This window comes from Stenotrophomonas sp. NA06056 (genome assembly GCF_013364355.1).
In the GTDB taxonomy this organism is placed as follows: domain Bacteria; phylum Pseudomonadota; class Gammaproteobacteria; order Xanthomonadales; family Xanthomonadaceae; genus Stenotrophomonas.
Genome location: NZ_CP054931.1, coordinates 3128200 through 3147960, shown reverse-complemented (window position 1 = coordinate 3147960; position 19761 = coordinate 3128200). Strand labels below are relative to the sequence as shown.

Below are 19761 nucleotides of genomic sequence, written 5' to 3'. Positions count from 1 at the left end.
TGCGCGGACTGCGCCCGCATAGCCTAACTGCGGATCGCCGGTGCATTGAAGCGGCGGCCGTGAAAAATTCCTGAATGCGTTGCCATCGGTGCGCTGGATCACACAATCCGTCCACAGCGGCGTCGCTAGGCTCTGACCCTCTTTTGTCATTGCCATGCAGGCGCACATGCGGATCGTAACCGGGGTAGAAGGGCTGGACAGCATTCTGGGCGGCGGATTGCCGCAGGCGCGCCTGTACCTGTTGGAAGGCCCGCCCGGCTCCGGCAAGACCACCTTGTCGCTGCAGTTCCTGCTGGAGGGGCTGCAACGCGGCGAACGCTGCCTGTACATCACGCTCTCGGAAACGGCCGAGGAACTGCGCGAAGTCGCCGCCGCCCATGGCTGGTCGCTGGATGACCTGCACCTGTTCGAGCTGGGCTCGGCCGAAGGGGCCATGGGTAATGGCCGCCTGCAGTCGGTGCTGCACTCGTGGGAAATGGAGCTGGACGAGACGGTCAACCTGATCATGTCCAAGGTGGACAGCATCGGGCCGACCCGCGTGGTGTTCGATTCGCTGTCCGAACTGCGCCTGCTGGCGCAGGATTCGCTGCGCTATCGCCGGCAGATCCTCGCCCTCAAGCAGTTCTTCGCGCCCAAGAGCGCCACGGTCATCCTGGTGGACGACCTGACGTCCACCGGCGATGAACGCGATGGCCAGCTGCACAGCCTGTGCCACGGCGTGCTGTCGCTGGAGCGACTGACGCTGGACTTCGGCCCTGCGCGCCGCCGCATGCAGGTGCAGAAGCTGCGGGGTGTCGATTTCATTGCCGGATACCACGACATGGTGATCCGACGGGGTGGGCTGCAGATCTTCCCGCGCCTGATCGCCTCCGAGCATCATGGCCGGTTCGTCGGAACGCCCATCAGCAGCGGGGTAGCCGAGATCGATCGGCTGCTGGGTGGCGGTCCGCTGCGCGGTACCTCCACGCTGCTGACCGGCCCGGCCGGCAGCGGCAAGACCAACGTGGCACTGCAATACGTGTGGGCCGCCTGCGAGCGCGGTGAGCGCAGCTGCATCTTCGAATTCGACGAACGGGTCGGCACGCTGCTGGCGCGTGCTTCTGCGCTGGACATCGACCTGGATAAGCACCTGCGTTCAGGGCTGCTGGAAATCCTGCAGATCGACCCGGCCGAAGTGTCACCAGGGGAATTCTCCTGGAACCTGCGCAAGGCCGTGGAGGAACGCAACTGCAGCGTGCTGGTGATCGACAGCCTCAACGGCTATGTGACCGCCATGCCGCAGGAAAAACAGCTGATGCTGCAGCTGCACGAGATGCTGTCCTACCTGAACCAGAAGGGCGTGGTGACCTTCATGATCAACCCGCAGCACGGGCTGGTCGGCACCATGTCCACCGGCAGCCTCAACGTGTCCTACATCGCCGATGCGGTGGTGCTGTTCCGCTTCTTCGAAGCCAAGGGACGTATCCGCAAGGCGATTTCGGTGATCAAGAACCGCGGTGGTGCGCATGAAGACACTATCCGCGAACTGAAGATCGACGGCCGTGGCATTACGGTCAGCGCCGCATTGGCCGACTTCCAGGGCATCCTCACCGGCACGCCCGAATTCGTCGGCGACAGCGCGGCGCTGCTGGGCCAGTCCGATGTCCGATAGCGATGATGGCGGCACGGTTGTCCGCATCGTTGCTCCCTTCGGCCGCGATGCCGACAGCATCGCGACGGTACTGGCCAACGCTGGCCTGAAAACGCACATCGCAGCCGACCTGGAGGTGCTGGCCGGCCAGTTCGATGACTGCACCGGGCTGGTGGTGGTGACCCAGGAAGCGGTGGCGCGCGGCAGCGATATGTTGCAGCAGGCGCTGCAGCAGCAGCCGGCCTGGTCGGATATTCCGTTCATCCTGCTGCGCTCGGCGCGCTCCTACCGGCGATCCACCCGCGAACCCTTGCTGCCCAGCTCGATCAACGTGGTGGAAATGGATCGGCCGTTGGGCAGCATGTCGTTGCTCAGCGCAGTGCAGGGTGCGCTGCGCGCGCGCGCGAAGCAGTTCGTGGTACGCGACCAGGTCACCGCGTTGGCCGATGGCCGCGCCGCACTGGCACGCAGCGAATCCGAACTGCGCCTGATCGCCGACGCGATGCCGGTGCTGATCGCGTTCGTGGACCGCGCGCTGTGTTTCCGCTTCGCCAACAAGGCCTATGAGAGCTGGTTCGAACTGGCCACCGGAGAAGTGATCGGCAGGCATGTACGCGAGGTCATCGGCGAGCCGGTGTGGCAGCAGCGTCGCCCGGCAATGGAGGCAGCGTTGGCTGGCCGCGAGGCGGTGTTCGAAATCGTCTGGCCACATCGCGTGTACGGCCGTCGGGACTGCGAAGTGCGTTATTCGCCGCGCCGGAATGCCGAAGGCCGCATCGACGGCTTCCACGTGTTTGTCACCGATATCACCGCCGCCAAGCTGGCCCTTGCCAGCAGCCAACAGCATGCGCACGCGCTGGAGGCGATGGTGGCCGAGCGTACCCATGAACTGGAAGCACAGATGGCCGCGCGCGAGGCCAGCGATGCCGCGCTGCGGCAGTCGCAGAAGATGGAAGCGATCGGCCAGCTGACCGGCGGCATCGCCCACGACTTCAACAACATGCTGACCGGCATCCTGTCCGCGCTGGACATCGTGCGCCTGCGTCTGGACATGGGCCGGGTCGACGACCTCGAACGTTTCCTCGACACTGCCACCGCCTCGGCCCAGCGTGCGGCGGCACTGACCCAGCGCCTGCTGGCGTTCTCCCGACGGCAGTCGCTGGATGCGCGGCCGGTGGAGATCAACACGCTGCTGGTGTCGGTGCAGCACCTGCTGCACAGCACCCTGGGTGAAGCCGTGCGTCTCCGCGCCGAGCCCTCACCGCTGCCGTTGCACGCCACGCTGGATGCCAACCAGTTCGAGAGCGCGCTGTTGAACCTGGCGATCAACGCGCGCGATGCGATGCCACACGGTGGTGACCTGACCCTGCGTGCATCGGCAGTGAGCGTGCGTGAGGGGGAATACAGGGCCGTGCCTGCTGGCGACTACGCGATGGTGGCGGTGGCCGATACCGGTGCCGGCATGGCGCCGGAAGTGGTCGAGCGCGCGTTCGAGCCGTTCTTCACCACCAAGCCCATCGGCAAGGGCACGGGGCTGGGCATGTCGATGGTGTATGGCTTCATGCAGCAGTCCGGCGGCCACATCGCCATCCAGTCCAACGTGGGCGAGGGTACGACGGTGTTGTTGTTCATTCCGCTGTCCGAAGTGGTAGCCGAGGACGCGCCTGCGCCCTCGCAGCCAATCCGGCGGGGTGCCGGCCAGTCCATCCTGGTGGTGGAGGATGACGAGCAGGTGCGGATGCTGGTGACGGTGGTGCTGGAGGACCTGGGGTATCACGCCCAGGTGGTGGGTGATGCCGATGCAGCCATCCCGATACTGGCTTCGACGCAGACCATCGACCTGCTGGTCACCGACGTCGGGCTGCCGGGGCTCAACGGGCGCCAGTTGGCGGAGATCGCGCGGCAATCGCGGCCGGCGCTGCCGATCCTGTTCATGACCGGCTATGCGGAGAAGGCGCAGGAACGCGCGGCTTTCCTCGATGAAGGCATGGCGATGATCGCCAAGCCGTTCCTGCTGGATGAATTCAGCATGGCGGTACGCACGGCGATGCCGGGCGGCGCGTAGTGGCGTAGGTCCTGTAGAGCCGAGCCCATGCTCGGCTGCCTATGGCCTTGCGTCTTACGCATGCTGCCGAGCATGGCTCGGCACTACAGAAGGCTACGCGCGCAGCGACGATTCCCGCACCACCAGCTTCACCGGAATGCTCTGGCCTTCCACCGGCTGCCGGCCGATCAGCGCCAGCAGCTTCTCCACCAGCAGCTGGCCGGCCTGCTTGGTGTCCTGCTGCACGGTGGTCAGTGGCGGCGACACCGAGGCCGCCAGCGGGATGTCGTCGAAGCCGGTCACCGCCACGTCCTGCGGCACCCGCAGGCCCTGATCGCGCAGGGCGCGCACCGCGCCGATGGCAATCAGGTCGCTGGCGGCGCAGACCGCATCGATGGAGCGGTCCTGGGCCAGCAGCGCCAGGCAGGCCTCGTGTCCGGACGCCTCGGTGGTGATGGCATCGTGCTGCAGCGCCGGGTCGGCGACCAGGCCGTGCGCACGCAGCGCTTCGACGTGGCCGCGATAGCGCTCCTCGAATTCCGGGTAATGGCTGGACGCATGGCCGAGGAAGGCGATGCGGCGGCAGCCCTGTTGCAGCAGGTGAGCAGTAATGTCATGTCCGCCCTGGAAATTGTCGCTGCCGATCGACACGCCCGGCTGGCCGGGCAGCGCCGCCCCCCAGCGCACGAAGTGGGTGCCTTGCTCCACCAGCCGCTGCAGTCGGTCGCGCGACTCGTGGTAGTCGCCATAGCCGAGCAGGATGATGCCATCGGCCTTGTTGCTGTCTTCGTAATCGGCCTGCCAGTCGGTGGACAGCTGCTGGAAGGACACCAGCAGGTCCTGCCCGTGCAGCGCGCAGGCACGGGTGATCGACCCCAGCATCGAGTGGAAGAAGGGGTTGATCAGCGAATCGTCATTGGTCGGGTCCTCGAAGAACAGCAGGGCAAGGGTGCCGGCATTGCGCAGGCGCAGGCTGGAGGCGTTCTTGTCGACCTTGTAGTTCAGCTCGCGGGCGATGCGCAGGATGCGCTCGCGGGTCTCGGCGTTGACCATCGGGCTGCCGCGCAGGGCCCGCGACACCGTGGGCTGGGAGACCCCGGCCAGGTGGGCGATGTCCAGGGAGGTGGCTTTGCCTTTGATGGTCATGGGGGCCGGAAGGGGGATGATCGGGGAATGATGCCATGCGGCGCCATTGGGCTGGCGCCGGTGCCAGGGCAGGGTGCGCGCAGGCCCCTGCGACAGGGCTTCGGGTCCGATTCCGGCCCTGGCTGGGAGCTTTCCTGACCCAGGTGCCGGCCAAGGGGATGGTAAGATGGCCCGTTCTTGCATCCCCCAAATTTCCCGGGGGCGACCCCAGCGCTCTGCACCCCCGGCCGGGGACGTGCTATCACTGGCGGCCTGCCCTTGGACAACGGACGAAGGTACCTATGGCGCGCGGCATCAACAAAGTCATCCTGGTCGGCAACCTCGGCAACGACCCGGACGTGAAGTACACCCAGGGCGGCATGGCGATCACCCGCATCAGCCTTGCCACCACCAGCGTCCGCAAGGACAAGGATGGCAACCAGCAGGAGCGTACCGAGTGGCACCGCGTGGTGTTCTTCGGCAAGCTCGGCGAAATTGCGGGTGAGTACCTGCGCAAGGGCAGCTCGGTGTACGTCGAAGGCAGCCTGCGTTACGACAAGTACACCGGTCAGGACGGCGTGGAGAAGTACTCCACCGACATCATTGCCGACGAAATGCAGATGCTGGGCGGCCGCGGTGAAGGCGGCGGTGGCGGCGGTGGTGGCAACTTCGGCGGCGGCGAGCGTCCGCAGCGCCAGCAGGCCCCGCGCCAGGAGTACGGCGGCGGTGGCGGCGGCAACGCGCGTGGCGGCCAGGGCGGTGGTTACAACCAGGGCGGCAACCAAGGCGGCGGCTACGGCCAGCAGCGTCCGCAGCAGCAGCCGCAGCAGTCGGCGCCGCCGATGGACGACTTCGCTGACGACGATATTCCGTTCTGATTCCCGCCAGGCTCCGGCCTGCAGAACCCCGGCAAGGCCCAGCGCCTGCCGGGGTTTTTTGTTGTAGCGTGGGCGCACATGATGCCCTTCCGCATTGCCGCCGTGGCCCTGCTGCTGATTCTCGGCGGCTGCGGCGACGCCGGTAGCGGCGGTGGTCAGCACGAAGCACCTACGGCCGCGCCGCCCGGCCTGCCTGCGACGATGACGCGCACACCGCATTTCGTCATCCACAGCGCGGCAACCCCCGAACAGACCGCTGCGGTCGGCATGGCCGCAGAGGCGCTGCATCGGTCCTATGCGATGACCGTGTGACAGCAGGGCACCGCTGGGCCCTTCCAATTGGTGCTGTATCGCGATCAGGTCGACTTCAAAGCACACAACCGCAGCAGTCCATGGGCCGAGGCGTACTACCGTCGGCCCCATGCCTTTGCCTACCCGGGCGAGGGCGATGCGCCACATCAGTGGATGCTGCATGAAGTGACCCACCAACTGCTGGCCGAAGCCAGTGGGCTGGCGCCGCGACGCTGGATGAACGAAGGCATGGCCTGCTACTTCGGCGCCAGCCGGCTTTCGGGCAGAGTGCTGCACGTGGGCGCGCCGGACCCGGCCAGCTATCCGGTCTGGTGGCTGGGCCAACTGCGCTTCGACGCCGCCGGGCGCCCCAGCCTCGACAATGCGCTGCTGCCCACCCTGCGCCAACTGGTGGAGGACAGCGGGCCGCCGGTCGCAGAACACGTGAACGGCTATTACCTGGCGTGGTGGAGCCTGGTCCACTTCCTGATGGACGGCAATGGTCAGGCCCATCGTCAGCAAGCCCTGCTGCTTCTGCGCCGTCGCGGAGATCCTGCAGCATTCCAGCAGCTCATCGGCAGCTATGCGGAACTCGAGCCGCGCTGGCATCAACACCTGCGCGCACTGGCCCGTGCGCAGGGTGCACGCGAGATGCCCTGAGTCCGCGCGCGTTCGCTTCCCGCAGCGACGGTGCGCTGTACACCTTCAGCCGCTCAGTTGCGATGGCGCCGGAATCGGCCCTGACGTTGTGCCCCGCAGCATCCGCTTTCTTGCACTGCGTCTTGCAAATGAACAATTTCCTCCCCTATGGTGCAATCGATTGCATTGCGGCGAAATCGTTGCGTTTGATACCGGTTGGGAGGCCGGCAGGTGGATGTCCATCCATTCGATCAGACCGGGCCCGGGGCTCACGCGGCGCGATGCGCTGCGCATCGCGGTTGCCGGCAGTCTTGGCCTTGGCGCAGCGGGCGTTCTGCCTGCGTTTGCAGCCACTGCGCCACTCAAGGGCAACCTGAAGCACTCCGTGGCCCGCTGGACCTTTCCGCAGCTGTCAGTCGCCCAGCTCTGCGCGACGGTGAAGGACATCGGCTTCGCCGCGATCGACCTGGTCGGCCCGGAAGACTGGCCCACACTGAAGGCGAATGGCGTCTACAGCTCGATGTGCAACGGCGCGGAGCTGGGTCTTACCAAGGGCTTTGCCGGCCGTGAGTTCCACGACCAGCTGGTGGAGCGCTACACGCGACACATCGATCTGGTCGCTGATGCCGGTTACCGCAATCTCATCTGCTTCTCCGGCAACCGCAACGGTATGGACCCGCAGGACGGCATGGTCAATGCCGAGGCCGGCCTCAAGCGCATCCTCGGGCATGCCGAGAGGCGCGGCGTGGTGCTGGTGATGGAACTGCTCAACTCCAGGGTCGATCACCACGACTACCTGTGCGACCACTCCGCATGGGGCGTGGAGCTGTGCCAGCGGCTCGGCTCGGACAACTTCGGCCTGCTGTACGACATCTACCACATGCAGATCATGGAGGGCGACATCATCGCCACCATCGGCAGGCACCACGCGTGCTTCAAGCATTACCACACCGCTGGCGTGCCTGGACGGCATGAGATCGGGGACCAGCAGGAGCTGAATTACCCCGCCATCTGTCGCGCGATCCGCGACACCGGTTTCGATGGGTATCTGGCGCAGGAATTCATGCCTGCAGCGCCTGATCCCGTCGGCTCGCTGCGCGAGGCGATCCGCCTCTGCGACGTCTGAAACGATATCCACCCAGGTGATAGACCCATGGCAGATAATCATTACGACGCCATCGTTGTTGGCTCGGGAATCAGTGGCGGTTGGGCGGCGAAGGAGCTGACCGAGAAGGGCCTCAAGGTGCTGATGTTGGAGCGCGGACGCAACATCGAACACGTCAAGGACTACGTCAATGCGATGAAGGAGCCGTGGGATTTCCCGCATCGCAATCGGCCTACACAGGCGATGAAGGCAGACTTTCCGGTGCTGATGCGCGACTACGCTCTGGCCGAGAATCTGCAGGGCATGTGGGCTGACGAACAGGAGTCGCCTTACATCGAGACCAAGCGATTCGATTGGTTCCGTGGTTACCACGTCGGTGGCCGCTCGTTGATGTGGGGCCGGCAGAGCTATCGCTTCTCCGACCTCGACTTCGAGGCGAATCTCAAGGACGGCATCGCCGCCGACTGGCCGATCCGCTATGCCGACATCGCGCCCTGGTACGACCATGTGGAGAAGTTCGCCGGCATCGCTGGCACGCGCGAAGGGTTGGATGTGTTGCCGGATGGCGAGTTCCTGCCGCCGATTCCATTGAACATCGTCGAGAAGGACGTGGCCGCGCGGATCAAGAAGGCCTTTGGTGGAACGCGCCATATGATCCACTCGCGCACTGCCAACATCACCAAGCCCATGCCCGAACAGGGGCGTGTCAACTGCCAGTACCGCAACAAGTGCATCCTGGGCTGTCCCTTCGGTGCCTACTTCTCGACCCAGGCGGCAACGCTGCCGGCGGCAATGAAGACCGGCAATCTGACGCTGCGGCCGTTCTCGATCGTCAAGGAAGTGCTGTACGACAAGGACCGCAAGCGTGCGCGGGGCGTGGAGGTCATCGATGCCGAAACCGGCCAGACCTACCAGTACACGGCCAAGGTGATCTTTCTCAACGCATCCTCCTTCAACTCGACGTGGCTGCTGATGAACTCGGCCACCGATGTCTGGGAGGGGGGACTGGGCTCTTCGTCGGGCGAGCTCGGGCACAACGTGATGGACCATCATTTCGGTGCAGGTGCTTCCGGCCGGGTCGAGGGCTACGAGGACAAGTACTACTTCGGCCGCCGTCCGTGTGGCTTCTACATTCCACGGTTCCGCAACGTCGCCGCCGACAAGCGCGGCTACCTGCGCGGGTTCGGCTACCAGGGCGGTGCCAGCCGCACCGGCTGGTCGCGCGAGATCGCCGAGTTGAACATCGGTGCGGATCTGAAGGAGGCACTGACCGTGCCCGGTGACTGGCGCATCGGTATGACCGGCTTCGGCGAGATGCTGCCGCACCACGACAACACGATCCGCCTGGACCGGGAGCGCAAGGACAAGTGGGGGCTGCCGGTGCTGGCGATGGACGTCGCCATGCGCGCCAACGAACTGGCGATGCGCAAGGACATGGCCGCCGATGCGGCCGAGATGCTGGAGGCGGCGGGTGTCAAGGACGTGAAGATGCACGACAGCGACTACGCGCCGGGCAAGGGTATCCACGAAATGGGAACCGCGCGGATGGGACGTGACCGCAGAAGCTCCGTACTGAATGCACACAACCAGGTCTGGGATGCGCCCAACGTCTATGTCACCGACGGTGCGTGCATGACCTCCAGCGCCTGCGTGAATCCTTCGTTGACCTACATGGCGCTGACCGCGCGCGCGGCCGACCACGCCGTGCGCGAACTGAAAGCGGGGAACCTGTGATGGATCGCCGCGAACTGCTGAAGATGATTGTCGCCGCCACCGGCGCAGCGATGGTGGGCCTGCCTGCGCTGGTGCAGGGCAAGGTGCCGGCTGCCGGGGCAATGCCTGCGTTCTCCGACGCCGATATCGGCACCTTGGACGAGATCGCCGAAACCATCCTGCCGAGGACACGGACGCCAGGCGCGAAGGACGCGGGTGCCGGCGCGTTCATGGCGACGTTCGTCAGCGACTGCTACACCGCCCGGCAGCAGGCGACCTTCCGCGCCGGCCTGGCCGACATCGACACGCGCGCCGGTGGTCGCTTCGTGTCGCTCACGCCGGAGGCCCGCACCGAACTGCTGCGTGGTCTGGACGCAGAAGCCAAGGCACGCCATGCCGATGTGACCGAGACCGGCACTCCTGAAGAGGGCGAAGCGATGCCGCATTACTTCACGATGATCAAGCAGCTGGCCATCTTCGGCTTCTTCACATCCAAAGTCGGCGCGACCGGCGTGCTTCAGTACGTTGCCGTGCCGGGCCGCTATGACGGCGACCTGGCCTATACCCCCGGCACACCTGCGTGGGGAACCAGCTGATGGAGCGCACTCCGATGCTCAAGCCACTGTTGATCGCCGCCGGCGTGCTGGCCGCCGCACCTGCGTTCGCGCAGGCCGACATCGATCCCGCGCGCGACCCGAAGAAGACCGAGGTGTGGACGCCGGTGCCGGCAGCCGTGGCGACGCCTCCGGGCAAAGCGCCTTCCGACGCGATCGTGTTGTTCGATGGCAAGGATCTTTCGCGCTGGGAGTCCGAGCAGGGCGGTCGCGTACCCTGGACCGTCGCCGACGGCGCCATGACCATCGTGCCGGGCAGCAAGGGCATCCGCAGCAAGCAGCGCTTCTGCGACATCCAGCTGCATGTCGAATGGCGCACGCCTGTCAAAACCAAGGGCTTCGACGGCCAGAACCGGGGCAACAGCGGCATCTTCCTGCAGGAGCTTTATGAGCTGCAGGTGCTCGACAGCTACAACAACCCCACCTATGCCAACGGCCAGGCCGGCTCCATCTACAAGCAGGCCATGCCGTTGGTGAACGCCTCGCGCGCGCCGGGGCAATGGCAGGTTTACGACATCGTGTGGAAGGCCCCGCGTTTCTCGTCGGGCGGCGGGCTCATCTCGCCCGCGCGCATCACCGTCCTGCACAACGGCGTGCTGGTGCAGGACGACACCGTGCTGGCGGGCAGGACCGAGTACATCGGTGCGCCCTCATATTCGCCGCATGCGTGCGCGCCGATCCATCTGCAGGAGCATGATTCCAAGGTCAGCTACCGCAACATCTGGGTGCGCGAGCTGTAACACCAGGCGACTACTTTGCCAGGTAGCTGGCGAGGTCGTCGATCTCCTGTTGCGACAGCTGGGCGAAGGGCGGCATCAGTCCGCCGCCCTTCCTGATCTTGTCCTTGATCTGCGCGGCATCCAGCCGCTTGCTGATGTCGGTGAGCGCCGGGAACGCGCCCGGCATGCCGGCACGATCGGCGCCATGGCAGGCCGTGCAGTTGGCGGTGTAGAGCTTGGCACCGGCGGCGGGGTCATCCTTGCACCAGGCGGTGGTGGCAAGCGTCGCACCGCACAGCATTGCCGCCAGTTTCAACATCGTCTTCATGAGGGGCTCCTTTGCAGGCTAGTGCTGTGCGCTGGCGGGCGGGCTGACGGTCAGGTGTTCACGCAGGTAGTCCGCGCCGGTCTGGATCACCTTGGCCGGATCACGCGGCTGGTCGTGTTCGAGGATGTACCACTGCACGCCGGCAGCGGATGCGGCCGGCAGGATCGCGTTCCAGTCCAGTACGCCCTGGCCGACGGCGGCAAAACCATCCTCGTCTTCGGCCTGGCCCTGCGGAGCATTGTCCTTGGCGTGCACCGCGAACAGGCGGCCGCGGAACTTGCCCAGCATCACCGCCGGGTTGTGCCCGGAGCGCGCCACCCAGGCCAGGTCCAGTTCGGTCAGCAGGTCGGGTCCTGCGGCTGCGAACAGCAGTTCCAGGCCTGTCTTGCCATCGACGTCGACCAGCTCGAAGTCGTGGTTGTGGTAGGCCAGGCGCATGCCTTTGGTACGCACCTGCTTCGCGATGCGGCCCAGTTCCTGGCCCAGTGCGGTCCACCCTGCGGCATCGGCCGGCCGATCCTTCGCATCCAGGTAAGGCACCACCAGCATGGTGTTGCCGATCGAGCGGTTGAACGCCACCACGCCGTCCAGGTCCTTGCGCAGTTCAGCCAGTGCCACGTGTGACGAAATCGCCTTGATCGAATACCGGTCCAGCAGCTGCTTGAGTTCGGTGGCACTGACGCCCTGCGTGCCCACTGTTTCCACCGCGTGCACGCCCGCGTCGTGGACGATCTTCAACTGCTGGTCGAGCGAACCGGCATTGCGCAGTGAATACATCTGCACTGCGATGGGCTTCTGCGCGGCGGCGGCTTCGCCTGCGAGAACGGGCAGGGCAGTGAGCAACAGGAGTGCAAGGGCCACGGTTCTGCGTACAGGGTTGTTCATCAAGCGTTCCTCCCGGGATTCAACCGATGGCGGTCCAGGCGCGCGACCTGGCCGATGCGATGACGCGGTCGACGATCCGTGCCGAACGCACGCCATCGTCAAAGGTGGGCAGGCCCTCGGGGCATTCGCCTTCGATGGCGCGATAGGTGTCGGCGATGAACGCCTCGAAGCACTGGCCGTAGCCCTGCGCGTGCCCGGCCGGCAGCACCGACAGCCGCCTTTGTTCGGCACTGCCAGCGCCGGGGCCACGCACGAAGATTTCCTCGCGCTGGTCGGGCAAGCCGATCCACAGCCGCTCGGCGTCTTCCTGGTTGAAGGCCACACTGGCCCTGGCACCATCGATCTCGAACCAGAGCCGGTTGTGGCGCCCGGCCGATACCTGGCTGACGGTCAACGAAGTCAGCGTACCGGCATCGGTCCTGAACATCGCCGCCGCCACGTCCTCGCTCGCCACTGTCTGCTTCGCGCCTCCCGCCGTCGGTGTGCTGAAGCTCTGCCCGGTGATGCTGCCGCGTTCGGCGATCACCGTGTCGAACGCCGCGCTGACCTCGGTGAAACGCTCGCCGCTGACCCATTCCACCAGGTCGCACCAGTGCGAGCCGATGTCGGCGAACACGCGTGATGCGCCGCCCAGTGCCGGGTCCACACGCCAGTTGTTGCTTGCGGGGTCAAGCAGCCAGTCCTGCAGGTAGCTGCCATGGATCAGGTGCAGCGGCCCCAGTTCGCCCTGTGCGATGCGTGCACGCGCCTCGCGGACCACCGGGTGGTAGCGGTAGACGAAGGGTACCGTGGCGATCAGTCCGGCCGAAGCCGCCAGTGCAGCCAGCGCCTGCGCATCCTCCAGCGTGGTCGCCAGCGGCTTCTCGCAGATCACGTGCTTGCCGGCCTGCAGTGCGGCCTGCGCCATGGGGCGATGCAGATGGTTGGGTGTGCAGACGTGCACGACCTGTACCTGTGGATCGGCAACCACGTCCTCGATATCCCGATAGGCACGCGGGACACCCCACGCCTGTGCCACGTCGCGTGCGCGTTGCGCAGAAGATGCGGCCACGCCGCGGATGTCCGCCCCCGCAAGCAGCGCTGCGCGACGATGCACAGCGCCGATCATGCCGGTGCCGACGATGGCGATTCCAAGCTTTGGCATCGGTTGAGATCCTCAGCGAGTGGAAGGCGCGGCCGCGACCACCGGGCGGTCGCGGAACAGCAAGAGGAAGGCGATCAGCACGATCAGCGCGACGCCGGCCGGGAACAGCCAGATCTGCTGCCAGTCCGGTCCCGCTGCCGTGGTGAAGTGCTCCACCACCGCGCCGGACAGGAAGGTGCCGATCAACATGCCCACGCCGTAGGTGGCCAGGGTGATGAAGCCCTGCGCGCTGCTGCGTGCGGCGGGGCCGGCATGCGCATCGGTGTAGATCTGCCCGGTAACGAAGAAGAAGTCGTAGCAGATGCCGTGCAGCACGATGCCGATCACCAGCAGCGAGAATCCGCCGCCCGCATCGCCAAAGGCGAACATGACATAACGCACCACCCATGCGGCCATGCCCACCGCCAGCATCGTCTTCACCCCCAGCCGCACGAACAGGAATGGCATGGCCAGCATCAGCAGGACTTCAGAGACCTGGCCCAGCGATTGCAGACCGGCGGCGCCGCGCACACCGAGATCATTGAGGTACGGGTTGGTGAAGTTGTAGTAGAACGCCAGCGGTATGCAGATGGCGATGGACGACAGGAAGAACACCAGGTACGAGCGCGACTTCAGCAGCCGCAGCGAATCCAGCCCCAGTATCTGCCCAAGACCGGCATCGCGTTGCTGCGCCAGTGGCGGCGTGTGCGGCAGGGTGAACGCATACAGGCCCAGCGCCAGCGACGCCATCGCCGCCATCCGGAAGGTCAGTTCGAGTCGGTGCGCCTGTTCCCAGCCCAGCCAGCCGATCAATACGCCGGCCACGATCCAGCCGACGCTGCCGGCCACCCGCACCAGCGGGAACTGCTTCTCGGGCGATTGCATGTGCCGCATCGCCACGCTGTTGGCCAGCGCCAGTGTCGGCATGAACAGCAGCATGTAGCCCATCACGCAGGCAAAGAACGTGTCGAAGCTGGTCGCCGTGGACGCCAGCCACATCAGCGCCGCGCCGGCCAGGTGCAGCACTGCAAGGATGCGTTGCGCGGCGAAGTAGCGATCGGCGATCAGGCCGACCAGGAAGGGCGCGACAATGGCACCGATGGATTGGCTGAGGAAGGCCGTCGCCACCTGGCTTGCGCTGGCCTGCAGCGGGCCCTGCACCAGGTAGGTACCCAGGGTCACGAACCACGCTCCCCAGATGAAGAACTGCAGAAACATCATCGCGCCCAAGCGCGACATGGCGTGCGTCATGGCTTGCCCTCCCGGGGCGGTATCGGCTCAGATTCCCAGCATGCGGTGCAGTGAAGCGGCGTCCGTGCCGCTGTCGGCAAAGTCGTCGAAGGCGCGTTCGGTCACGCGGATGATGTGGTCGCGGATGAAGGCGGCACCCTCCCGTGCGCCGTCCTCGGGGTGCTTCAGGCAGCACTCCCACTCCAGCACTGCCCAGCCGGGGAAGTCGTACTGCGCGAACTTCGAGAAGATCGCCTTGAAGTCGATCTGGCCATCGCCGAGTGAGCGGAACCGGCCCGGACGATCAATCCAGTTCTGGTAGCCGCCATACACGCCACTGCTGGCGCTGGCGTGGTACTCCGCATCCTTCACGTGGAAAATGCCGATGCGAGCGTGGTAGCGGTCGATGAAGCCGAGGTAGTCCATCTGCTGCAGCAGCATATGGCTGGGGTCGTACAGGATCTTCGCGCGGGGATGATGGTTCACCACGTCAAGGAAGCGCTCGAAGGTCGCGCCGTCGTGCAGGTCCTCGCCCGGGTGGATCTCGAAGCACAGGTCCACGCCGCACGCGTCGAACGCATCCAGGATGGGACGCCAGCGACGGCCGAGTTCGGCGAAGGCTTCCTCCACCAGCCCAGGTGGGCGTTGTGGCCAGGGATAGAAGTAGGGCCAGGCCAGCGCGCCGGAGAACGTGGCATGCGCCGTCAGCCCAAGGCGCTGGCTGGCTTTGGCGGCCAGCAGCAGTTGCTCCACCGCCCAGGCCTGGCGGGCGGCAGGATCGCCGCGTTTGTCCGGCGGCGCGAACCCGTCGAACAGGCTGTCATAGGCAGGATGGACGGCAACCAGCTGCCCCTGCAGGTGGGTGGACAGCTCGGTGATCTGCAGGCCGTGTCCGGTCAGCATGCCGGCGATGTCGTCGCAGTACGCCTGGCTGTGCGCCGCCTTGGCCAGATCGAACAGCTGAGGCGCGCCGGTCGGCACTTGTAGGCCAGAATAGCCCAGGCCCGCGGCCCATCCGGCCAGCGTGTCCAGCCGATCAAAGGGAGGTGTGTCGCCGATGAACTGCGCCAGGAACAGCGCTGGACCCTTGAGCGTTTTCAAGATGATTCGCCCTCGATGCAATCGATTGCATTATCCTAGCAGGGGCATTCGAAAGACCTGTTGTGCACTGCACAGCGGAAGGAAGAGGTAACGCCATGGCCACCATCTACGACATCGCAAAGCACGTCGGCGTCTCGGCCGGCACGGTGTCGCGGGCGCTGTCCCGGCCGGACAAAGTGCTGCCCGCCACGCGTACGCGCATCGAACAGGCCGCGGCGGCGCTGGGCTATGTGCCCAACACGGTGGCCAGGACGCTCAAGACCCAGCGCAGCGGCAAGATCCTGGTCACCGTCCCGGATATCGCCAATCCGTTCTTCGCCCAGATCCTGCAGGGCGCGGAGGACGCGGCGCAGGCCGTCGGCTACGCCGTCCTGCTGGGTGATACCCAGAACCTGCCCGAGCGCGAGGAGCGTTACGCGCAGATGCTCCGGCGCAACGAGGCCGATGGCCTGATCGTGCTGGGGCATCGGCTGCCGCCGACGGCGCGCGACATCGTCCAGCAGCGGGGTGCCGCTGCGCCGGTGGTCAACGGATGCGAGTTCGACCCCGCGCTGGGCATCCCCAGCGTCCACATCGACAACGCAGCTGCTGCGCGCGCGGTGATGGACCATCTGTACGGCTTGGGGCACGAGCGGATCGCGGTAGTAGGTGGACCGCCTGACAATCCCTTGCACACGCAACGGCTGGAAGGGGTTCGGGCCGCCGGCAGGGCGCGTGGCCGCCTGCGCCACCTCAGCGTCGTGCCGGGCGACTTCTCCGTGGAATCCGGCCATGCGGCTGCGATGGCACTGTTGGCCGTCGCGCCGGCACCCACCGCGATCTTCTGCTTCAGCGACCAGATGGCGCTGGGCACTTTGGCAGCCTGCAGGGATCTGGGCATCCGCGTGCCGGACGATCTGTCCATCGTCGGCTTCGACGACCTGGGTTCATCGCGTTACTTGACGCCTCCCTTGACGACGATCAGGCAGCCGATGCGGGAGATCGGTGAGCGCGCGGTCAATCTGCTGCTCGCCATCATCGAACAGGTGGACGTCCCGCGTCAGCAGACGCTGGAGTTCAGCCTGATGCTGCGGGGCTCTACGGCTTCGCCCGGACGCAGCTGAGGGCATCACCGGAGCTGCGTGATGCCGCGCTTTGGCCCCTCAGGCCCTGCCGCGCGTTGCGTCCACGCTGTAACGACCTGGCCCGCTGCATGCCAGCAGCAGGAAGCCGCCGGCGATGGCCAGATTCTTCAGGAACATGATCTGCTGCACCGGGTCTGCAAGCTGCTGGTGGAAAATGAACGCCGTGACCAGGCTGAAGGCGGCAAGCACCGCTGCCACCGCCCGGGTCTGGAAGCCGAACAGGATGCACAGGGCCGTGCCGATCTCGAACACGATGGTAGGCCACAGCAGGATGCCGGGAAGGCCCATCGCCGCCATGTAGCCCTGTGTGCCCGCCGGGTCGGACAGCTTGCCCAGGCCGGATACCAGGAACAGCAGCATCAGCAACACGCGGGCAGCCAGCTTCGCAAGGGAGTGGAGTGATGTGTTCACGGCGACGTCCTCAGGGGGCAGCGGGATGGAGGTCGAGAACCTGTGCGGCCATCGAATCCCATCGCGGGTGAAGTCGGTGTTGAGACCCGTTGCGCGGCGAACGTGCCGACAAGCGCATGGCGCGCCGCTGCTTCAGCGCCGCTCATACCACCCGCGCGACGCATTGACGATGCGCACCACCGACAACATCACCGGCACTTCGATCAGCACGCCGACCACCGTCGCCAGCGCTGCGCCGGAGTGCACGCCGAACAGGCCCACGGCGGTGGCCACGGCCAGCTCAAAGAAGTTGCTGGCCCCGATCAGCGCCGAAGGACCGGCCACGCAGTGCGCGACGCCCAGGCGTCGGTTGAGCAGGTAGGCCAGCCCTGAGTTGAAGTACACCTGGATCAGGATTGGCACCGCCAGGATGGCGATGACCAGCGGCTGCCGCACGATCTGCTCGCCCTGGAAGCCGAACAGCAGCACCAGCGTCAGCAGCAAGGCCAGCAGCGAGACGGGTCCCAGCTTTCGCAGCGCGGACTGCAGGCCAGCTTCCCCGCTGCGTGCCAGCAGCCAGCGCCGCAGCAGTGCGGCCAACAGCACCGGCGCGATGATGTACAGCGACACCGACAGCAGCAGCGTGTCCCACGGCACGCTGATCGCCGACAGGCCCAGCAGCAGCGCCACCACCGGTGCATACGCCACCACCATGATCGCGTCGTTCAACGCCACCTGGCTGAGGGTGAAGTTGGCATCGCCGCGGCACAGATTGCTCCACACGAAGACCATCGCGGTGCAGGGCGCTGCCGCCAGCAGGATCAGCCCGGCGATGTAACTGTCGACCTGTGCGGGGGGCAGCGCATCGGCAAACACGTGGCGCAGGAAGAACCAGCCCAGCAGTGCCATCGAGAACGGCTTGACCGCCCAGTTGATGAACAACGTCACCCCGATGCCTTTCCAATGCTGGCCGAGCTGGCGCATCGCACTGAAGTCGACCCGCAGCAGCATCGGAATGATCATCAGCCAGATCAGTACCGCAATGGGCAGGTTGACCTTGGCCACCTCCGCCGAGGCCAGCGCTGCAAATGGGTGCGGCAGGGCGTGGCCAAGCAGGGTGCCGGCGACGATGCACAGCGCCACCCACAGGGTCAGGTAGCGCTCGAACAACCCCATCGGTGCCGGCGCGCTCACGCCTGGCCGTCTTCGGCTTGCACGAAACCAATGCGATCCAGCGCGTCTTTCAACTGCCCGCGGTCGGACCAGGTGGCAGCGGGCAATGCCAGCAGGGCCAGCAACCGTGCCTTGACGATCGCATGTGCCTGCGCGAACGCCGCCGCCTTGTCATCGGCGCTGCCCTCGACGGCGGCTGGATCGGGCAAGCCCCAGTGCGTACGCACGAAGTCGCCGAACACCACCGGGCACGCCTCGGCGGCCGCGGCATCGCAGACGGTGATCACCAGGTCCATCGGCGCGCCATCAGCGAACTCGTCCCACGATTTGCTGCGCAGGCCTGCGGTGGCGATGCCCTCGGCCTGCAGTTGGGCCAGGGCGAATGGATTGACCTCGCCGGTTGGCTGACTGCCGGCGCTGAACACCTCGAAGCGGTGGCCGGCCCACGTCCGCAGCGTGGCTTCGGCAAGAACACTGCGGGCGGAATTGCCCGTGCACAGGAACAGGATGCGTTGGGGGGTCACGAAGCGGATCTCCGGTCAGCAGGCGCAATCAGGGGACGTGGGGCTGCAGGCCGGGTCGGGCGAGCCTGCGCAGCAGTTGCGGGTGAGGTAATCGATCAGGCCGGTCATGGCACTGAAGTTGGCGCGGTAGCAGACATTGCGGCCCTGACTCTCGCTCTCGACCAGCCCGGCCTGCAGCAGCTCCTTCAGATGGAAGCTGAGCGTGGCCGGTGGCACCTGCAGGGCGGTGCCGATGTCGCCGGCCATGCGGCCGGCCGGGCCGGCTTCCACCAGCAAGCGGAAGGCGGCCAGGCGTGTGGCATGGCCAAGCGCGGTGAGGGCGGCGATTGCATTCTTTGTTTCCATATTTCTAGAATAGTCGAATGAATGAACCCATCGCAAGTGCCTCCCTCCCGAATCTGGCCGAAGCGTTGCTTCCCCAGCCCGACCCGACCCTGCTGGGCACCGGCCGCACGCACCCGCCGCGGATCCTGCTGCTGTATGGCTCGCTGCGCCCGCAGTCGTTCAGCCGCAAGCTGGCGCTGGAGGCCGAGCACCTGCTGCGCCACCTTGGCTGCGAGACCCGGGTGTTCGACCCGCACGCGTTGCCCATGCTCGACAGCGTCGGCGCCGATCACCCTGAAGTGCAGCGCCTGCGCGCATGGTCCCAGTGGTCCGAAGGCCAGGTCTGGATCAGCCCGGAGCGCCACGGCACGCTCACCGGCGTGTTCAAGAACCAGATCGACTGGCTGCCGCTGGAAGATGGCAGCGTGCGCCCGACGCAGGGCAGGACGCTGGCGGTGATGCAGGTCAGTGGCGGTTCGCAGTCGTTCAACACGGTCAACACGCTGCGCGTGCTGGGGCGATGGATGCGCATGCTGACCATCCCCAACCAGTCTTCGGTGGCCAAGGCATGGCAGGAGTTCGACGAAAACGGACGGATGAAACCCTCGGCGTATTACGACCGGGTGGTGGATGTAATGGAGGAGCTGGTCAAGTTCACCCTTCTCACACGCGACCGTTCGGACTACCTGGTGGATCGCTACAGCGAGCGCAAGGGTGATCAGGAGGCGGCCGTGCTCGCCAATGCATCGGGAGCGGTGGCTGCGCGATGACGGACGCCTGCAGCCCTGCTCGATCTTGATC

General features: G+C 66.0%; 21 protein-coding genes. 11 read left to right on the top strand and 10 right to left on the bottom strand.

Features of this window, described 5'->3' with window-relative positions; all coding sequences use genetic code 11:
- Positions 1–154 precede the first annotated feature (154 nt).
- Complete coding sequence (locus HUT07_RS14135) at positions 155–1651, top strand: ATPase domain-containing protein (protein WP_176021463.1); 1497 nt, start codon at positions 155–157, stop codon at positions 1649–1651.
- Positions 1641–3695 carry a PAS domain-containing sensor histidine kinase gene (locus HUT07_RS14130; RefSeq protein WP_176021462.1) on the top strand — a complete coding sequence of 685 codons (2055 nt, stop codon included), beginning with the start codon at positions 1641–1643 and terminating at the stop codon, positions 3693–3695. The genes HUT07_RS14135 and HUT07_RS14130 overlap by 11 nt, the downstream gene beginning before the upstream one ends.
- A gap of 93 nt (positions 3696–3788) precedes the next feature.
- Here the strand turns inward: HUT07_RS14130 and HUT07_RS14125 are convergent, their stop codons facing one another.
- Entirely contained in the window at positions 3789–4820 is a 1032-nt protein-coding gene (locus HUT07_RS14125; RefSeq protein WP_176021461.1) for a LacI family DNA-binding transcriptional regulator, read from the bottom strand.
- A 281-nt stretch (positions 4821–5101) separates the two neighbouring features.
- Here HUT07_RS14125 and HUT07_RS14120 point away from each other — a divergent pair, with 281 nt between their 5' ends.
- The 7 genes from HUT07_RS14120 (at position 5102) to HUT07_RS14090 (ending at position 10779) form a co-directional block, all read left to right on the top strand.
- Positions 5102–5677, top strand: coding sequence for a single-stranded DNA-binding protein (locus tag HUT07_RS14120; RefSeq protein WP_176021460.1), 576 nt, complete (start codon positions 5102–5104; stop codon positions 5675–5677).
- A 78-nt stretch (positions 5678–5755) separates the two neighbouring features.
- Positions 5756–5989: a hypothetical protein gene (locus HUT07_RS14115; protein WP_176021459.1), complete on the top strand. Its 234-nt coding sequence runs from the start codon at positions 5756–5758 to the stop codon at positions 5987–5989.
- Positions 5990–6019: 30 nt separating this feature from the next.
- Positions 6020–6628, top strand: coding sequence for a hypothetical protein (locus HUT07_RS14110; protein WP_176021458.1), 609 nt, complete (start codon positions 6020–6022; stop codon positions 6626–6628).
- A gap of 214 nt (positions 6629–6842) precedes the next feature.
- Positions 6843–7733, top strand: a complete 891-nt coding sequence (locus tag HUT07_RS14105) for a TIM barrel protein (protein ID WP_176021457.1) — start codon at positions 6843–6845, stop codon at positions 7731–7733.
- Between the two features lie 27 nt (positions 7734–7760).
- Positions 7761–9446, top strand: coding sequence for a GMC family oxidoreductase (locus HUT07_RS14100; RefSeq protein ID WP_176021456.1), 1686 nt, complete (start codon positions 7761–7763; stop codon positions 9444–9446).
- Complete coding sequence (locus HUT07_RS14095) at positions 9446–10021, top strand: gluconate 2-dehydrogenase subunit 3 family protein (RefSeq protein ID WP_176021455.1); 576 nt, start codon at positions 9446–9448, stop codon at positions 10019–10021. The genes HUT07_RS14100 and HUT07_RS14095 overlap by 1 nt, the downstream gene beginning before the upstream one ends.
- Positions 10022–10035: 14 nt before the next feature.
- Positions 10036–10779, top strand: coding sequence for a DUF1080 domain-containing protein (locus HUT07_RS14090; protein ID WP_254898873.1), 744 nt, complete (start codon positions 10036–10038; stop codon positions 10777–10779).
- Positions 10780–10789: 10 nt separating this feature from the next.
- On the opposite strand, the gene HUT07_RS14085 is transcribed toward HUT07_RS14090, so the two are convergent.
- From HUT07_RS14085 to HUT07_RS14065, 5 genes are read right to left on the bottom strand one after another with little or no spacing between them, the layout of a single operon-like run.
- Complete coding sequence (locus HUT07_RS14085) at positions 10790–11086, bottom strand: cytochrome c (protein WP_176021453.1); 297 nt, start codon at positions 11084–11086, stop codon at positions 10790–10792.
- Between the two features lie 18 nt (positions 11087–11104).
- Positions 11105–11971: a sugar phosphate isomerase/epimerase gene (locus HUT07_RS14080; protein WP_176021452.1), complete on the bottom strand. Its 867-nt coding sequence runs from the start codon at positions 11969–11971 to the stop codon at positions 11105–11107.
- Between the two features lie 19 nt (positions 11972–11990).
- Positions 11991–13115: a Gfo/Idh/MocA family oxidoreductase gene (locus HUT07_RS14075; protein WP_176021451.1), complete on the bottom strand. Its 1125-nt coding sequence runs from the start codon at positions 13113–13115 to the stop codon at positions 11991–11993.
- A 12-nt stretch (positions 13116–13127) separates the two neighbouring features.
- Complete coding sequence (locus HUT07_RS14070; RefSeq protein ID WP_176021450.1) at positions 13128–14345, bottom strand: nucleoside permease; 1218 nt, start codon at positions 14343–14345, stop codon at positions 13128–13130.
- 27 nt (positions 14346–14372) lie between these two features.
- On the bottom strand, positions 14373–15425 hold the full coding sequence (locus HUT07_RS14065) for a sugar phosphate isomerase/epimerase family protein (protein WP_176021449.1): 1053 nt from the start codon (positions 15423–15425) through the stop codon (positions 14373–14375).
- A gap of 95 nt (positions 15426–15520) precedes the next feature.
- Between HUT07_RS14065 and HUT07_RS14060 the strand changes: the two genes are divergently transcribed.
- A complete protein-coding gene (locus tag HUT07_RS14060; protein ID WP_176021448.1) occupies positions 15521–16528 on the top strand; it encodes a LacI family DNA-binding transcriptional regulator in 1008 nt (335 codons plus the stop codon).
- Positions 16529–16567: 39 nt separating this feature from the next.
- Here the strand turns inward: HUT07_RS14060 and HUT07_RS14055 are convergent, their stop codons facing one another.
- The 4 genes from HUT07_RS14055 to HUT07_RS14040 all read right to left on the bottom strand — a co-directional run bounded on the left by HUT07_RS14055 (position 16568) and on the right by HUT07_RS14040 (position 18981).
- Positions 16568–16960 carry a DoxX family protein gene (locus tag HUT07_RS14055; RefSeq protein WP_176021447.1) on the bottom strand — a complete coding sequence of 131 codons (393 nt, stop codon included), beginning with the start codon at positions 16958–16960 and terminating at the stop codon, positions 16568–16570.
- Between the two features lie 132 nt (positions 16961–17092).
- A complete protein-coding gene (gene arsB / locus HUT07_RS14050) occupies positions 17093–18115 on the bottom strand; it encodes an ACR3 family arsenite efflux transporter (RefSeq protein ID WP_176022559.1) in 1023 nt (340 codons plus the stop codon).
- Positions 18116–18129: 14 nt separating this feature from the next.
- Positions 18130–18636: an arsenate reductase ArsC gene (locus tag HUT07_RS14045; protein WP_176021446.1), complete on the bottom strand. Its 507-nt coding sequence runs from the start codon at positions 18634–18636 to the stop codon at positions 18130–18132.
- A 15-nt stretch (positions 18637–18651) separates the two neighbouring features.
- Complete coding sequence (locus HUT07_RS14040) at positions 18652–18981, bottom strand: metalloregulator ArsR/SmtB family transcription factor (protein WP_176021445.1); 330 nt, start codon at positions 18979–18981, stop codon at positions 18652–18654.
- A 17-nt stretch (positions 18982–18998) separates the two neighbouring features.
- Here HUT07_RS14040 and arsH point away from each other — a divergent pair, with 17 nt between their 5' ends.
- Positions 18999–19730 (top strand): arsenical resistance protein ArsH, encoded by a 732-nt coding sequence (gene arsH, locus HUT07_RS14035; protein ID WP_176021444.1) that lies wholly within the window; start codon positions 18999–19001, stop codon positions 19728–19730.
- The last annotated feature ends 31 nt before the right edge of the window (positions 19731–19761 follow it).

Excerpts from the sequence above, each read along its gene's own strand:
- HUT07_RS14070 (WP_176021450.1), bottom strand. The coding sequence starts at position 14,345 with ATGACGCACGCCATGTCGCGCTTGGGCGCGATGATGTTTCTGCAGTTC.
- HUT07_RS14060 (WP_176021448.1), top strand. The coding sequence starts at position 15,521 with ATGGCCACCATCTACGACATCGCAAAGCACGTCGGCGTCTCGGCCGGC.
- HUT07_RS14105 (WP_176021457.1), top strand. The coding sequence starts at position 6,843 with ATGTCCATCCATTCGATCAGACCGGGCCCGGGGCTCACGCGGCGCGAT.
- HUT07_RS14120 (WP_176021460.1), top strand. The coding sequence starts at position 5,102 with ATGGCGCGCGGCATCAACAAAGTCATCCTGGTCGGCAACCTCGGCAAC.
- HUT07_RS14075 (WP_176021451.1), bottom strand. The coding sequence starts at position 13,115 with ATGCCAAAGCTTGGAATCGCCATCGTCGGCACCGGCATGATCGGCGCT.
- HUT07_RS14115 (WP_176021459.1), top strand. The coding sequence starts at position 5,756 with ATGATGCCCTTCCGCATTGCCGCCGTGGCCCTGCTGCTGATTCTCGGC.
- HUT07_RS14130 (WP_176021462.1), top strand. The coding sequence starts at position 1,641 with ATGTCCGATAGCGATGATGGCGGCACGGTTGTCCGCATCGTTGCTCCC.
- HUT07_RS14040 (WP_176021445.1), bottom strand. The coding sequence starts at position 18,981 with ATGGAAACAAAGAATGCAATCGCCGCCCTCACCGCGCTTGGCCATGCC.
- HUT07_RS14085 (WP_176021453.1), bottom strand. The coding sequence starts at position 11,086 with ATGAAGACGATGTTGAAACTGGCGGCAATGCTGTGCGGTGCGACGCTT.
- arsH (WP_176021444.1), top strand. The coding sequence starts at position 18,999 with ATGAATGAACCCATCGCAAGTGCCTCCCTCCCGAATCTGGCCGAAGCG.
- HUT07_RS14095 (WP_176021455.1), top strand. The coding sequence starts at position 9,446 with ATGGATCGCCGCGAACTGCTGAAGATGATTGTCGCCGCCACCGGCGCA.
- HUT07_RS14135 (WP_176021463.1), top strand. The coding sequence starts at position 155 with ATGCAGGCGCACATGCGGATCGTAACCGGGGTAGAAGGGCTGGACAGC.
- HUT07_RS14100 (WP_176021456.1), top strand. The coding sequence starts at position 7,761 with ATGGCAGATAATCATTACGACGCCATCGTTGTTGGCTCGGGAATCAGT.
- HUT07_RS14125 (WP_176021461.1), bottom strand. The coding sequence starts at position 4,820 with ATGACCATCAAAGGCAAAGCCACCTCCCTGGACATCGCCCACCTGGCC.
- arsB (WP_176022559.1), bottom strand. The coding sequence starts at position 18,115 with ATGGGGTTGTTCGAGCGCTACCTGACCCTGTGGGTGGCGCTGTGCATC.
- HUT07_RS14090 (WP_254898873.1), top strand. The coding sequence starts at position 10,036 with ATGCTCAAGCCACTGTTGATCGCCGCCGGCGTGCTGGCCGCCGCACCT.
- HUT07_RS14080 (WP_176021452.1), bottom strand. The coding sequence starts at position 11,971 with ATGAACAACCCTGTACGCAGAACCGTGGCCCTTGCACTCCTGTTGCTC.